The organism is Streptomyces sp. NPDC039480 (assembly GCF_055597165.1).
On the sequence record NZ_JBVITX010000016.1, the window covers coordinates 122,828 to 136,526 of the forward strand.

Genomic DNA, 13,699 nt, shown 5'->3' on the forward strand with positions numbered 1-13,699 from the left:
CCCTGATGCCCACCACCCTCATCACCGACATCGCCAGTCTCGTCACGAACGACCCCGCCCAGGGGGACGGCACCCCCCTAGGGCTCCTCACGGACGCGGCCGTCGTCCTGGACGGCGAGACCATCGCCTGGGTGGGCCCGGCGGCGAAGGCCCCGGCGGCGGACGAGACCCACGACGCGAAGGGCCGCGCCGCGATCCCCGGCTTCGTCGACTCCCACTCCCACCTCGTCTTCGCGGGCGACCGCACCCAGGAGTTCAACGCCCGCATGTCGGGCCGCGCGTACTCGGCGGGCGGCATCCGCACGACGGTCGCCGCGACCCGGGCCGCGACGGACGCCGCACTCGAGGCGAACCTCACCCACTACCTCCGCGAGGCCCTCCGCCAGGGCACGACCACCTTCGAGACGAAGTCGGGCTACGGCCTGAACACGGAGGACGAGTCCCGCGCCCTGCGCATCGCGGCGAAGCACACCGAGGAGGTCACGTTCCTCGGCGCGCACATCGTCTCCCCGGACTACGCCGAGGACCCGGCGGCGTACGTGGACCTCGTGACCGGCGAGATGCTGGACGCCTGCGCGCCGCACGCCCGCTGGATCGACGTGTTCTGCGAGAAGGGCGCTTTCGACGGCGACCAGGCCCGCGCGATCCTCACGGCGGGCAAGGCGAAGGGCCTGCACCCCCGCATCCACGCGAACCAGCTCTCGTACGGCCCCGGCGTGCAGCTGGCCGTCGAGCTGGATGCGGCGAGCGCCGACCACTGCACGCACCTCACCGACGCCGACGTCGACGCCCTCGCGAACAGCGGCACGGTCGCCACGCTGCTGCCCGGCGCGGAGTTCTCCACCCGCGCCGAGTGGCCCGACGCCCGCCGCCTCCTGGACGCGGGCGCGACGGTCGCCCTCTCCACGGACTGCAACCCGGGCTCGTCCTTCACGTCCTCGGTCCCGTTCTGCATCGCCCTCGCCGTACGGGACATGGGCATGACCCCGGACGAGGCGATCTGGTCCGCCACGGCGGGCGGCGCGGCGGCCCTGCGCCGCACCGACATCGGCGTCGTCCGCGAGGGCGCCCGCGCGGACCTGGCCCTCCTCGACGCCCCGAGCCACGTCCACCTGGCGTACCGGCCGGGGGTGCCGCTGGTCGCCGAGGTGTGGCAGCGGGGCAGCCGAGTTACAGCGGATGGGTGATTCCCCGCTGACCGCCTCTCTCGTTGAGCGATCGCCGGAGCGTTCCGCTCCGGCACGCGAAGATGCGAGAAGACGCGAGAAGTGGAGAGATCTGTGCGTCGAATGAGCATGGCCATCGCCCTGGCCGTGGCCGCCGGCGGGCTCGGCCTGTCGGCGGCGACCGCCCAGGCCGCCCCCGCCGCCCCTGTCCAGGGCCCTCCTTTCCCCTACGCGGACTGCCTCAAGGCGACCGCCGACAAGGGGGAGAGCCCGGCGCAGGGCAAGTGGCACTGTGACCAGCTGGTCCGCAAGGGCTGGGTCAAGCCGCCGAACCGCTGAGCACCGCTGATCACTGTTGATCGCCTTGCTGGGGGCCGCCTTCGCGGGTGGCCTCCCAGAAGGCGAGGTTGTGTTCCCGGTAGTAGTCGACGGGTCCGATCCGGTGCGGTGCCAACGACTGCGTGTACGGCGTGTGCGGGGTGTAGGGGGGCCAGGCGGGCGGGCCGGCGGCACTCGGCGTGCCGGTGCGGGCGAACGCGGCCCAGTACCCGCTCATCGTGGCCGACAGGCGCCGCTGCGCCGGGGTGAACTGCGGCTCGGCCGTCTCGTCCTCGAACAGGTACGGGATGTCGCCCGCGTGGAAGGCGCCGAAGTCGAAGTCGCCGGGCAGCGGCAGGAACATCGGTGCGTCGCGGTCGGCGAACTCGTAGGCGTACACAGGGACATACCGGGCCAGCGCCTCGTGCTGGGCCCGCGTGCCGCGCGCCCACATGCGGTCGGTGATCACGGTGGCCCACGCCAGCGCGGGGGAGGGGAAAGCGGCCGTGGGGTACTCGGCCCGCACCCGCTTCGCGGTTTCCCCGCCGAACGCGGTGCGCAGCGCCCGCCCGTAGTCGGCCTCCGTGAACTTCCTGCCCACCGCGTCGTACAGCATCCCGACGAACGTCCGGTGCTCGTCGAGCGTCGCGCCCGACAGGACGGGCACGCGGTGGAAACGCCCGGCGCGCAGGGCCTTCGGGGGCAGTTCGGGCAGGGTGGCGTTGCCGTAGCCGAACGCCTGGAAGGCGTTCATGATGTGCGGCACCTTCAGGATCGTCTTCACGGGCAGGGCGCGCAGGCAGGCGAGCATGCGCTGCGGGCGGCGGTCCCGGCAGCCGAGGGTCGAGGTCATCTCGGTGGTGATGTCCTCCATCTCCCGGCCCGTCCGCCACACGTACCACGGATAGCCCGGCACGCCGGGGCCCATCGCACCGGCCGGCATGTCCATCACGGCCTCGCCGCTCGCCATGACGGCACGGTGGAACAGGCCCTTGGACGCGGGCGACGTCAGGTGCCCGGCCACGGCGGACGCGCCGAACGACACACCGGCCACGGTGACGTTGCCCGGGTCGCCGCCGAACGCCCGCGCGTTGTTCCGTACCCAGGTGAGGGCGGCACGCTGGTCCTGGAGGCCGAAGGTGCCGGACCCCGGGAGACCCGGCAGGGCGAGACCGCCGAAGACGCCGAGCCGGTAGTTGACGGTGACGACCACCAGGCCGCGCCCGGCCAGCCGGCGTCCGTCGAAGAAGCCGCCCCCGCCCACGGAGCCGTCTCCGTGGATCCAGACGAGGACGGGCGCGGCCCGCCGCGGGTGCCGTTCCGCGGCCGGTGGCGTCGTGACGTTCAGGACCAGGCAGTCCTCCTCGGTGCTGGAGATCTGCGCGTACGCCGAGGGCACCTGCGGGCACAGCGGTCCGGGCTTCGTGGCGTCCCTGACCCCCTTCCACGGCTGTACGGGGCGGGGCGGCGCCCAGCGGTGACGCCCCTTGGGGGCGCCCGCGTAGGGGATGCCCCGGAAGACACGGTGCGCGCCCGACCGGGCGCCGCGGACGAGCCCGGCGTCGGTGCGCACGGTGTCGCCGGTGAGCGGGGTCTCTTCGGCGCGCGACGTCGAACCGTGGCCGGGTTCCGCCGTGGAGGAGAGCGGGGCGGAGAGCAGCGCGGTGAACGTCAGGGCGGTGGCCGTCAGCGCGACGGCCGCCCGGCGGGGAGTTCTGCGATGGATCACGACGGAAGCCTTCCTCGTGGGTGCCCGTCCCGGCGCGCGGACGCACCGAAGACGACCTGAACGAGGCGCGGGCCCGTCCGACCGGGCTCGCGCCACTGCCACGGGGCAGGCGCGTGATCGCGTCTGGCGGCCGCGCGATCCCATCACGCGCTTTACGGGTACGACGATCCTCCGCACCGGGCGGGGGACCGAGACCCGAGGAGCCGGACATGGCACCCACCGCACCCGAATTCGGTCCTGACATCGACCCGTACGCGCCCTACGAACCGCAGCGCGACTGCGACCCCGAGGCCAAGCCCGGCCTGGTCGGCTTCCGTGACCTGGTGCTCGCCGCCTACCCCGGCACGACCAACATGGGGATCAGCAGGGCCTGCGGCAGCGGAGGCCAGAGCGAGCACAAGGAGGGCCGGGCCTGGGACTGGGGCGTGAACGTGCAGGGCCAGGAACATCTGGCCGACGACCTCATCAGCTGGCTGCACGCCACGGACCGGCACGGCAACCCGCACGCCCTCGCCCGCCGCTTCGGCATCATGTACATGATCTGGAACCGGCGCATCTGGATGGCCAACCGCCCGGACGCCGGCTGGCAGCCCTACCGGGGCGCCAACCCGCACACCAACCACATCCACTTCAGCTTCTCGTGGGCGGGCGCCCGCAAGGAGACGAGCTGGTGGAAGGGTCCCGTGGCACCGGACCGGCGGCAGCGGCTCGCGGTGGGGATGTCGGCGGACGGTCGTGTGGAGGTGTTCCATGCGGCGGTCGACCAGATCTACCACACGTATCAGCACGAGCCGGGTGGTGCGTGGTCGGGCTGGCGGGCGTTCGGCGGCCCGGCGTCGGCGGCCCTGGCACTGACGGCGTCACCGGACGGCAGGCTGGAGCTCTTCGCCATGAACGGTGACACGTTCATGCACCGCTACCAGGCGAAGGTGTCGGCGGAATGGGCCGACTGGTACGCGTTCGGCGGCGGCGGGGACCACCTGGCCGTCTCCAAGAACCACGACGGCCGCCTCGAGGTGTTCGCCTCCAACGCCGACGGCGTCCACCACCGTTGGCACAACACGCCGGGCGGTACGTGGCACGACTGGCGGCCGTTGGGGGGTCCGGCGGGTGCGCGTCTGGCGGCGGCTCCGGCGTCGGACGGCCGGATCGAGGTGTTCGCCATGAACGACGACATCTTCCGGCACACGTGTCAGACGGATCTGGCGGGGACGTGGCGGGAGTGGGTCGACTTCGGCCTGGGTGGCGAGCATCTGGCGGTGGCGAAGAACCGCGACGGGCGGTTGGAGGTCTTCGCGACCAACGATTCAGGGGTACACCACCGTTGGCAGAACGTCCCGGCCGGTGACTGGCACGACTGGCAGCCCTTGGGCGGTCCGGTGAGCGCCCGGCTTGCGGTGGTGGAGTCGCATGACGAGCGGATCGAGGTGTTCGCGATGAACGACGACGTCCTGCAGCACAACTACCAGGTCGACGCCTCGGGGGCGTGGCGAACCTGGCAGGACTTCGGCGGCGGGGGCTACTTCATCCGGGCGCTGCGCAATCGGGACGGGCGGCTGGAGATCTTCGCCAACAACCCCGGGGGCGTACATCACCGTTGGCAGCACCAGCCCGGCAGTACCTGGCTCGACTGGCAGCCGCTGTGACGCCCTCACCCCGGCCCCATCGGCCTCGCAGAGAGCCTCGCACAGAACCTCGCACAGACAGGAACACTCCCATGGCACCCTGCCGCGTACCCCCGGACCGAGACCTGGACGTCACGAAGACGGTGTACACCGTCGGCCGCGACCTCGGCGTCTCCGACAAAGTGATGCTGGCCGGCTTCGAAGCCGGCTGGGTCGAGTCCCACATGAACAACCTCGACTGCGGCGACCGCGACTCCCTGGGCGTCTTCCAGCAGCGCCCGAGCCAGGGCTGGGGCACACCGCAACAGATCATGCACGTGCCGTACGCCGCCGAGCAGTTCTTCACGCGGGCGATCCGCGTCGAGCAGCAGCACCCGAACCTGACGGCCGGGCAGACCGCCCAGAGAGTGCAGCGTTCCGCGTTCCCCGACCGGTACGACCAGGCCGAGGGCAAGGCCCGCGCGCTGCTCGAAGAGGCGGAGGAGGCGGTCGGTCCGGGAAAACCAGACCGGCGGCAGCGGCTGGCGGTGGGGATGTCTGCGGACGGTCGTGTGGAGGTGTTCCATGCGGCGGTCGACCAGATCTATCACACGTATCAGCATGAGCCGGGTGGTGCGTGGTCGGGCTGGCGGGCGTTCGGCGGCCCGGCGTCGGCGGCCCTGGCACTGACGGCGTCACCGGACGGCAGGCTGGAGCTGTTCGCCATGAACGGTGACACGTTCATGCACCGCTATCAGGCGAAGGTGTCGGCGGAATGGGCCGACTGGTACGCGTTCGGCGGGGGAGGGGACCACCTGGCGGTCGGGAGCAATCACGACGGCCGGTTGGAAGTCTTCGCCTCCAACTCCACGGGCGTGCATCACCGTTGGCACAACACGCCGGGCGGGACGTGGCACGACTGGCGGCCGTTGGGGGGTCCGGCGGGTGCGCGTCTCGCGGCGGCTCCGGCGTCGGACGGCCGGATCGAGGTGTTCGCCATGAATGACGACATCTTCCGTCACACGTGTCAGACGGATCTGGCGGGGACGTGGCGGGAGTGGGTCGACTTCGGTCTGGGCGGTGAGCACCTGGCGGTGGCGAAGAACCGCGATGGTCGGCTTGAGGTCTTCGCGACCAACTCGGCCGGGGTGCATCACCGTTGGCAGAACGTGCCAGCTGGTGACTGGCACGAGTGGCAGCCGCTGGGTGGTCCGGTGAGCGCACGCCTAGCAGTCGTGGAGTCGCATGACGAGCGGATCGAGGTGTTCGCGATGAACGACGACGTCCTGCAGCACAACTACCAGGTGGATGCGTCGGGGGCCTGGCGAACCTGGCAGGACTTCGGGGGCGGGGGTTACTTCATCCGGGCGCTGCGCAATCGGGACGGGCGGCTGGAGATCTTCGCCAACAACCCCGGCGGCGTACATCACCGTTGGCAGCACCAGCCCGGCAGCACCTGGATCGACTGGCAGCCGCTGTGATCCTGCCTTCGCACAGCAGGCCGTCGCGGACACCGGTGTGGTGTCCGCGACGGCCTGTCACAGCTTCCAGCGGAGGTCCCGGTCGGGGGTGTAGCGGCACATCGTCCCGGTGGAGAGGGTGCGGCGCAGGTGGGCCGCGAGGTCGGGGTGCCGCTGGTCCAGCTTGCGCAAGGTGTCACGGATGCGGCCGGTGACGTTCTTCCGGGCGCGTTCGCGCGTGTCGCCCAGGCGGCGGGGGCGGCCTCCGAGGCCCGCGTAGCGGCGGAGCTCCTCCAGGAGGTCGGCGCGCTCCTGGTCGTAGGCGGCCGCACGCTGCTCGTCCCCCTGCTCGACCGCCCGGTCGATCTCCTCGTCGAGCCGCTCCAGATGACGTCGGTAGCGGCTGCGGGCCTCGTCGTCGAGTACGTCGTCGGCTCCCATGCCGTGCACGGTGGCGACGGTGTCGTCGTCCGGGTTCAGCAGCCGGACCGCCGCGATGTCCTGGCCGGGCAGGCTGAGCAGGCAGTGCAGGTCGCGCAGGCCCTTCGCGTCGGGCATGTGCACGGTGCGGCCGTCGTACGTCAGCCGCCACACCTCGCCGTTGCGGCGGAACTCGTACGCGGCGGGCGTGTCGTCGTCTGGGTCGGGATGACCGGCGTCCGCGTGACCGGCATCCGTGTGAGGGGCATCCACACGCCCGACGCCCACACGCCCGGCGCCCGCGTGCCCGCCGCCCAAGTGCTCGACGCGGGCGAGCAGATGCGTCATGCCGAGCTCGCGCGCCTGCGACTCCGCCTCGCCGAGCAGGCGGGCCACGTATCGCTCGTCGTGGGCGCCCTGCGCCGCGATCGCGGCCGCCAGTTCGAGGCGGGACCGCAGCGACCAGGGCAGCGCGTGCAGGCGGTCGGCCGACCGGCATGCCTCGGTGAGATGGCGTACGGCCGAGTCCCAGCGCTGCCGCGCGGCGTCGAGCACGCCGAGCCAGAGCGTGGCCGGGCCGCTGATGTCCCATCCGAAGAGGGAGACCAGCCACTGGCCGGTGTACGGGACGAGCGCGGCGTGGGCGCTGTCGCACCACGCCGGGTCGCCCGACGCGGCGGCCGCCTGCGCCTGGTAGCGCAGCCACAGCGGTGTGACGCTGCGGTGGAGCACCGTGTCGCCGCCGGCGCCCGCGTCCGGGCGGGGGACGGGCGTGCCCCGGCCCTCGCCGGCCTCCAGGTCGGCGAGGGCCTCGACGAGGTCGACGTACGGATGCTGCTGGGCCCGCAGCGTGTCGAGCAGCCGCCGCGCCTCGCTGAACCTGCCGCGCAGGACGAGCAGGCTCCAGCGGTGGTGGGAGACGAAGTACTGGTAGTAGTTGGCGCTCGACGCGCTCATCGACTCCGAGGCTTCGAGGAGCTCGGTCGCCTCGGTGAACCTGCCGGTCAGGGCGTCGATGATGCTGTGGTCGATCACGGAGTGCAGCCGCAGACGGGCCGAGCCGTCGTCGGCGCCCAGGGCCACCATGGCGTGGAAGTCCTCCATGAAGCGCGGGTCGCCCGCCTCCAGTGCGGCGACCCAGCTCATGGACATCGCCACGTGCTCCGTCCACCGGTCGCCACGGCGCCGGGACACCGCGACGAGCTCCTCCGCCAGGGCCCGCCGCTCGCCCACCGTCCGCGGACCCCACTCCGACTGGAGTCGTGCCCAGAGCCCGATGTGCAACGTGTCGTCATCGCCCGCCGCGCGGGCCCCGGCGATCACACCGGCCGCCACGTGCCGGGCCAGGGAGCACTGCGACAGGGTCGGTTCGCCGTCGTCCCCCGCCGTCGCCGGTTCCCCGGAAGCGGCGCGTTGCTGTTCGTGGGCCCAGCGCAGGACGCGTGGCTTCAGCAGCGCGGTGTCGCCGCGCCCGTCGGAGCCGTACAGGGTCAGGGCGGTCCACCCCATCAGCAGTGGATCGTTCAGACCGCGCGCCAGGGTTGCGGCATCGGCGTACACCCGCCAGGAGCGCTCATGCTCACCGAGCATCTGGAGCGCCGTCCCGAAGTGGAGGATGAGCAGCACCCGGCGCGCGGGGGCCGCGTCGCCGAGGCGGTCGAGGGCGCGCTGATAGTGCCCGGCCGCTTCCTCGTGCGCCATGCGGTTCTCCGCGTGCCGTGCGGCGGACAGCAGCAGGTCCACGGCCTCGTCACGGTCCAGCTCCTCGAAGGCGAGGTGGGCGTGGCGGGCCAGCTCCACCGGGAGGGTCACGTCCTGTGCGTCCGTGGTGCTGCGCAGCGCGCGCACGGCGGCGGCGTGCAGTCGGCGTACGCGCCGGGTGTCCAGGCTGCCGTACAGGGTCTCGCGCACGAGATCATGCTCGAAGACCACTTCCCGGGAGACCACCTTCTGGGAGACCACTTCCCGGGAGAGCGAGTCCCGGGAGGAGGCCTCCCCGTCGGGCTCGTACGCCACGAGCCGCGCGCCCGCGGCCTGGTCCAGCCACCGGCGCACCTCTCCGGGCGGGGCGCCCATGACGCTCGCCAGGGTGTCGGCGCGGAACCGCCGCCCGAGGACGGACGCGGCCCCCAGACAGTCGGCGACGGCACCGTCCAGCAGGTGCAACCGCTGCCGGAGCGAGGCGTGCAGCCCCGGCGAAATCCCGCTCACCTCGTGACCGCCGGCCCACAGGCGCGCGGTCTCCTGTACGAAGAAGGGGTTGCCGCCCGTCCGGTGCAGCACGTCGGCGACGAGTTCGCCGTCCGGTGCGCTGCCCGCCGTACGGTGCATCAGTTCGGCGACGTCGTCGGCGCCGAGACCCGTGAGCGTGAGGGTCGTCGCCCGGGCCGTCAACGACCGGAGCCGGTCGCGCAGGGAGTGGTCGGGCCGCTCGACCTCGACGAGCCTGCACGTCGCCACGATCAACACCCGCTCCAGCGACACGTGCTGGGCCGCGAACTCCAGGAGGGCGACCGACGCCCGGTCGGCCCAGTGCACGTCTTCGAGGACCACCAGGACGGGCTGGTGCTGTGCCGCGGTGACCAGCATGGTCGTGACCGCGTCGAACAGCTCGAACCGCCCCGACTCCTCCGCCGCCCCGCCCCCGCCGTCCAGGAGCACCTGCCACACCACACCGGCGGCCTCCGACGCGGCCTCCCACGCCTCTGCCCGCAGGGACCTGCGCAGACCGCGTATGACCTGCGTCCAGGGCCAGTACCCCGGAGTGCCGTCGGCGCCCCAGCACGACCCGCGCAGCACGGCCATGCCCGCACGGCGCGCCTCGTGCACCGCACAACCGGTGAGAGCCGTCTTGCCGATCCCCGCCTCACCGGTGACCAACAGCAGCCCGCCACGCCCCTCGCGGGCCCGCTCCAACTCGTCCCGCACCGCCCGCAGAAACTCCCCCCGCCCGAGCAGCCCCTGCCCGCCCCCGCCCTCCCCCGACCCCACGACCGCCCCCGCCCACGCACGTCCCCATCCGGCGACAGCCGCTGTCTCACCGAAAAGCGTAGGGCGTGTTCGAAATCCGGATCAACTCGACCAAAGGGGTGAGCGACGAACGCGACCGACGGGGCACAGGGAAGCGCCCAGAATGGGCGGATGAGCGACCCGGTGAGCGAAGACGACCACGAGATCGAAGACCTGCAGAGGGAAGTGGCCGCTCTCCTGCTGAACTTCGTCCACGCGCCCCTGCTGGCGAACCAGCACGTACGGGGCGTCCTGCCGGCCCCCTCGGGCGCCCCGGCCGTACGAGTCGCCCTCGGCGACCGCAACGAATGCACGCCCTCCCGGCTGACGGCGTACGAGATCCCCCTCGGTACGGGCGACGAACTGCGCACCTCGCACGACATCGTCGCCCTGCTGCGCGCGGTGCACACCGGGACGCACATCTACCCCTCGGACAGGGTCACTTCCGTCATGGGCATGGTCCTGTACCTGGTCGACCCGGCACAGGAGAAGGGAGCCCCCTTCACCACGGACGACTGGGCGTCCACCCTCCTGCGGTGCCTCGCTCACCCGGCGGGGGAACGGCCGGGGACGGGCCTGCGCGGATTCCTGTTCACCGAAGGAGGCCTGCTGCGTCTCTACCTGGACAGCGACAGGGTCCCTGGCGTGATCGGCGCCGATGTACGCCCCGGCGGCGCGCTGACCGCTCTCCTGGCCGCACTGCCCGCCCTGCTCGACGAGGAATGGCGAACCTCGGCCCCGGCTGACGACCCGCACTGCCGCTGCCTGCTGGATCTCACCGACTATTGAGCCGTGCACGGGGGACCGGAACGGCAGTGGGGCCCGCCCCCGTTCAAGGGGCGGGCCCCACGGGGCCGTTCAAGAGAGACGCGGCGGCGGTCACTCCTCGACCGTCAGCCCCTTGCGGAGCTTGACGAGAGTTCGCGACAACAGGCGCGACACATGCATCTGCGAGATGCCGAGCTCCTCGCCGATCTCCGACTGCGTCATGTTGGCGACGAAGCGGAGGGAGAGGATCTTGCGGTCGCGCGGCGGCAGCTCGGCGATCAGCGGCTTCAGCGACTCGACGTACTCGATGCCTTCGAGACCGTGGTCCTCGTAGCCGATGCGGTCCGCGAGGGCGCCTTCGGAGTCGTCCTCCTCGGGCTGCGCGTCCAGGGAGCTCGCGGTGTAGGCGTTCGAGGCGGCCATTCCCTCGACGACCTCGTCGTTCGAGATGCCCAGGCGCTCGGCGAGCTCGCCCACCGTGGGTGCGCGATCAAACTGCTGGGCGAGTTCGTCGCCCGCCTTGGCGAGGTCCAGTCGGAGCTCCTGCAGGCGGCGCGGGACTCGCACCGACCAGCTGGTGTCACGGAAGAAGCGCTTGATCTCGCCGACGATCGTCGGCATGGCGAAGGTGGGGAACTCGACGCCGCGGCTGAGCTCGAAGCGGTCGATGGCCTTGATGAGGCCGATCGTGCCGACCTGGATGATGTCCTCCATGGGCTCGCTGCGGGAGCGGAACCGGGAGGCGGCGAACTTCACCAGGGCGAGGTTCAGCTCGACCAGGGTGTTACGGACGTACGCGTATTCGTGCGTCCCTTCCTCGAGCGACTCGAGGCGCCCGAAGAGGGTCTTGGACAGGGCCCTGGCGTCCAGCGGCCCCACCTCGTCGTACGGCGGGATCTCGGGGAGGTCTTCGAGGCCTTCGAGTCCGTCCTGGGCAGGTATGGACCCGCGCTGGGCGGGTACGGACTCGGGAGCGGGGCTCGCGATCTCGTTGGCGGAGCGGTGCGGCGGGAGTGTCGACGTCGCCTGGTCAGTACGCGATTCGTCGAGCCGGGGTGACATGGTGTCCTCCATCGTTCTCGGCATATGGCTGCCGATGCCAATACGTGCACTGCGGTGTGCGGCGCCTCCAAAGCCGTCCGTGTCGATTGATGTCTCTTCTACCCCTACCCGCTTCCGCGTGCCGGTCGCAAGTGCGTTCTGAGGGTAAATGTCCGAATTCGGGGGGATGTTCGGGTACCCCGGACCGCCAGGAGGGCGTAATGTTCAGGGGCGTCATCAACAGCCACGACGGTCGGAAGAGAGTGACGATGGACCGCGGGACGGTCGGCAGCGCACACAGGGGCCGGCTTCTGGTCGAAGTCCGGAAGGTGGGCACGAGTGCCGTCGTGACCCCGGCGGGTGAGTTGGATCACCACACCGCCGACGTGTTGCGCGAGCCACTCGAGAGTTGCCTCACGGACGGCTATGCACGACTGGTCGTCGACTGCTCACGCCTTGAGTTCTGTGACTCCACGGGGCTCAACGTGCTGCTCGGTGCCCGGCTCAAGGCCGAGGCGGCGGGCGGCGGCGTACATCTGGCGGGGATGCTGCCGGTGGTCGCCAGGGTCTTCGAGATCACTGGGGCCGAGGCGGTCTTCACGCTTCACGAGACGCTCGAAGCGGCTCTGGACGAATGAGTTCCCATGAATCCGCGCTGGTCACACGCGACCGTTACGCGTCGGTTGCCTCTGCGTGATCATGGCGTTACCAGCGTCACACGGGACCGTGCCGAACAAGTGGGTGTTCTCACGGTTCGTCCGGGCAGGAGAGACCTGGATCCGCCGACGGCGGTCCGCAAAATCAACAGTCAGAACGGCAAGCAGCCGATGTCCCCTACTCGCCCAGAGTTCTCAACTTGTCCAGAGTTCAGAGCCCTCATTCCTCTTGTCGGTGAGGTGAAGCGCTGATGAGCACCACCCGGCCTTACTCGCCGGGCGACCGCGGCCCGGATTCCGAGGCCGCAGTCGCGGACGCTCCTGCGGACCGGATCTCCGGGACGCCCTCCCGGCAGGTCCGCAGGCTGAGCCTGAACGGGGCGAGCGGCATCGTCCCTCTCGCGCGTGATTACACGCGTGAGGCGCTCCACGCGTGGGGCTGGCTGCCCGCGGAGAGCGCCGACCGGCGCGCCGCCGCCGAGGATGTCCTCCTCGTCGTCTCCGAGCTGGTCACCAACGCCTGCCTGCACGCAGAGGGCCCCGACGAGCTCTGGCTCTCCAGCGACGGCAAAGTGCTGCGCATCGAGGTCTCCGACCGCGGCACGGGCCAGCCCGCCCCGCGCACCCCGCACCGAGCGGGGCGACCCGGCGGCCACGGAATGTTCATCGTCCAGCGGCTGTGCCTGGACTGGGGGGTCGTACGGAGCGCCGCGGGCACAGGCAAAACGGTCTGGGCAGAACTGGGCGCCCCCGCCTAGCGGCACCACGACCCCCTCGCCCTCTCGACCCCGCCCCCCGGCGCCGCCCACTCAGCGCGCGCCGCGGCCCACCCTGTCCAACCGCCAGCCATTTCCGCCCGCCCGGCGCCGCCCGCTCAGCGCGCGCCGCGGCCCGCTCTGTCCGACCGCCCAGCCGTTTCCCGCCACCCGGCGCCGCCCGAAGCGCGCGCCGCGGCCCGCCCTGTCCGGCCGCCAGTCGTTTCCGGCCGCCCGGCGCCGCCCGCCTGGCGTGCGCCGCGGCCCGCTCTGTCCGGCCGCCTAGTCGTTTCCCGCCACCCGGCGCTGCCGCCTAGCGTGCGCCGCGGCCCACCAGGTTCCCGCCGCCCGCGCCTGCGGCCTTGCTCGGTTTCCGCCTGCTGCCTGGGGCCTCGCTTGGCCTCCGCCCGGTGCTTGTCCTGCTGCTTGGTTGCCGGCCGGCACGGGGGACGCCGCTGAGTCCCCGTCCGGCGCTCGTGGTGCCGCTCGACTGCCGCCCGGTGTCTGTGGCGTCTGCGTGGTGCTTTGGGTGCCCGTTCGGCGCTTGTGGCGCCGCTTGGTTCGCACCCGGTGCTTGTGGCCTCGCTTGGTCCCGCCCCGTGTTTGTGGCGCTCACTCTGTTCCCGCCGGCGCTTGTGGCGCCGCCTGGTTGCCGTCCGGGCGCCTGCGGCGTCTGCCTGGCGCCCGGGGTGCCTGCTGCGGCTTAGGGTGCCGCTTGGTTGGGCCCGACACCTGTGGTCTCGCTTGGTTCGCGTCCGGGGCCCGCGGTCTCG

At 71.8% G+C, this 13,699-nt stretch carries 10 protein-coding genes; 7 read left to right on the forward strand and 3 right to left on the reverse strand.

Features of this window, described 5'->3' with window-relative positions; genetic code table 11:
• Positions 1 to 5: 5 nt before the first annotated feature.
• Both hutI and ACZ56E_RS36855 read left to right on the forward strand, forming a co-directional pair.
• A complete protein-coding gene (gene hutI / locus ACZ56E_RS36850) occupies positions 6 to 1,187 on the forward strand; it encodes an imidazolonepropionase (protein WP_471221162.1) in 1,182 nt (393 codons plus the stop codon).
• Between the two features lie 102 nt (positions 1,188 to 1,289).
• A complete protein-coding gene (locus ACZ56E_RS36855) occupies positions 1,290 to 1,505 on the forward strand; it encodes a hypothetical protein (protein ID WP_398303775.1) in 216 nt (71 codons plus the stop codon).
• Positions 1,506 to 1,515: 10 nt separating this feature from the next.
• Here the strand turns inward: ACZ56E_RS36855 and ACZ56E_RS36860 are convergent, their stop codons facing one another.
• Positions 1,516 to 3,213, reverse strand: coding sequence for a carboxylesterase/lipase family protein (locus ACZ56E_RS36860; protein ID WP_471221164.1), 1,698 nt, complete (start codon positions 3,211 to 3,213; stop codon positions 1,516 to 1,518).
• A 209-nt stretch (positions 3,214 to 3,422) separates the two neighbouring features.
• Here ACZ56E_RS36860 and ACZ56E_RS36865 point away from each other — a divergent pair, with 209 nt between their 5' ends.
• Both ACZ56E_RS36865 and ACZ56E_RS36870 read left to right on the forward strand, forming a co-directional pair.
• A complete protein-coding gene (locus ACZ56E_RS36865) occupies positions 3,423 to 4,859 on the forward strand; it encodes a PLL family lectin (RefSeq protein ID WP_468613230.1) in 1,437 nt (478 codons plus the stop codon).
• A 71-nt stretch (positions 4,860 to 4,930) separates the two neighbouring features.
• On the forward strand, positions 4,931 to 6,298 hold the full coding sequence (locus tag ACZ56E_RS36870) for a PLL family lectin (RefSeq protein ID WP_471221166.1): 1,368 nt from the start codon (positions 4,931 to 4,933) through the stop codon (positions 6,296 to 6,298).
• 57 nt (positions 6,299 to 6,355) lie between these two features.
• Here the strand turns inward: ACZ56E_RS36870 and ACZ56E_RS36875 are convergent, their stop codons facing one another.
• Entirely contained in the window at positions 6,356 to 9,688 is a 3,333-nt protein-coding gene (locus ACZ56E_RS36875; protein ID WP_471221168.1) for an AAA family ATPase, read from the reverse strand.
• 150 nt (positions 9,689 to 9,838) lie between these two features.
• Between ACZ56E_RS36875 and ACZ56E_RS36880 the strand changes: the two genes are divergently transcribed.
• On the forward strand, positions 9,839 to 10,495 hold the full coding sequence (locus ACZ56E_RS36880; RefSeq protein WP_471221170.1) for a hypothetical protein: 657 nt from the start codon (positions 9,839 to 9,841) through the stop codon (positions 10,493 to 10,495).
• Between the two features lie 90 nt (positions 10,496 to 10,585).
• Here the strand turns inward: ACZ56E_RS36880 and ACZ56E_RS36885 are convergent, their stop codons facing one another.
• Positions 10,586 to 11,548 (reverse strand): RNA polymerase sigma factor SigF, encoded by a 963-nt coding sequence (locus tag ACZ56E_RS36885; protein ID WP_471221172.1) that lies wholly within the window; start codon positions 11,546 to 11,548, stop codon positions 10,586 to 10,588.
• 236 nt (positions 11,549 to 11,784) lie between these two features.
• On the opposite strand from ACZ56E_RS36885, the gene ACZ56E_RS36890 reads away from it, so the two are divergent.
• Together ACZ56E_RS36890 and ACZ56E_RS36895 are read left to right on the forward strand one after the other, a co-directional pair.
• Positions 11,785 to 12,153 carry an STAS domain-containing protein gene (locus ACZ56E_RS36890; RefSeq protein WP_468613296.1) on the forward strand — a complete coding sequence of 123 codons (369 nt, stop codon included), beginning with the start codon at positions 11,785 to 11,787 and terminating at the stop codon, positions 12,151 to 12,153.
• A 269-nt stretch (positions 12,154 to 12,422) separates the two neighbouring features.
• Positions 12,423 to 12,929 carry an ATP-binding protein gene (locus ACZ56E_RS36895; RefSeq protein ID WP_471221174.1) on the forward strand — a complete coding sequence of 169 codons (507 nt, stop codon included), beginning with the start codon at positions 12,423 to 12,425 and terminating at the stop codon, positions 12,927 to 12,929.
• Positions 12,930 to 13,699 lie beyond the last annotated feature (770 nt).

What these genes read in the sequence shown, in the direction of transcription:
- hutI (WP_471221162.1), top strand. Translation starts at nt 6, where the DNA reads ATGCCCACCACCCTCATCACCGACATCGCCAGTCTCGTCACGAACGAC.
- ACZ56E_RS36855 (WP_398303775.1), top strand. Translation starts at nt 1,290, where the DNA reads ATGAGCATGGCCATCGCCCTGGCCGTGGCCGCCGGCGGGCTCGGCCTG.
- ACZ56E_RS36865 (WP_468613230.1), top strand. Translation starts at nt 3,423, where the DNA reads ATGGCACCCACCGCACCCGAATTCGGTCCTGACATCGACCCGTACGCG.
- ACZ56E_RS36870 (WP_471221166.1), top strand. Translation starts at nt 4,931, where the DNA reads ATGGCACCCTGCCGCGTACCCCCGGACCGAGACCTGGACGTCACGAAG.
- ACZ56E_RS36880 (WP_471221170.1), top strand. Translation starts at nt 9,839, where the DNA reads ATGAGCGACCCGGTGAGCGAAGACGACCACGAGATCGAAGACCTGCAG.
- ACZ56E_RS36885 (WP_471221172.1), bottom strand. Translation starts at nt 11,548, where the DNA reads ATGGAGGACACCATGTCACCCCGGCTCGACGAATCGCGTACTGACCAG.
- ACZ56E_RS36890 (WP_468613296.1), top strand. Translation starts at nt 11,785, where the DNA reads ATGGACCGCGGGACGGTCGGCAGCGCACACAGGGGCCGGCTTCTGGTC.
- ACZ56E_RS36895 (WP_471221174.1), top strand. Translation starts at nt 12,423, where the DNA reads ATGAGCACCACCCGGCCTTACTCGCCGGGCGACCGCGGCCCGGATTCC.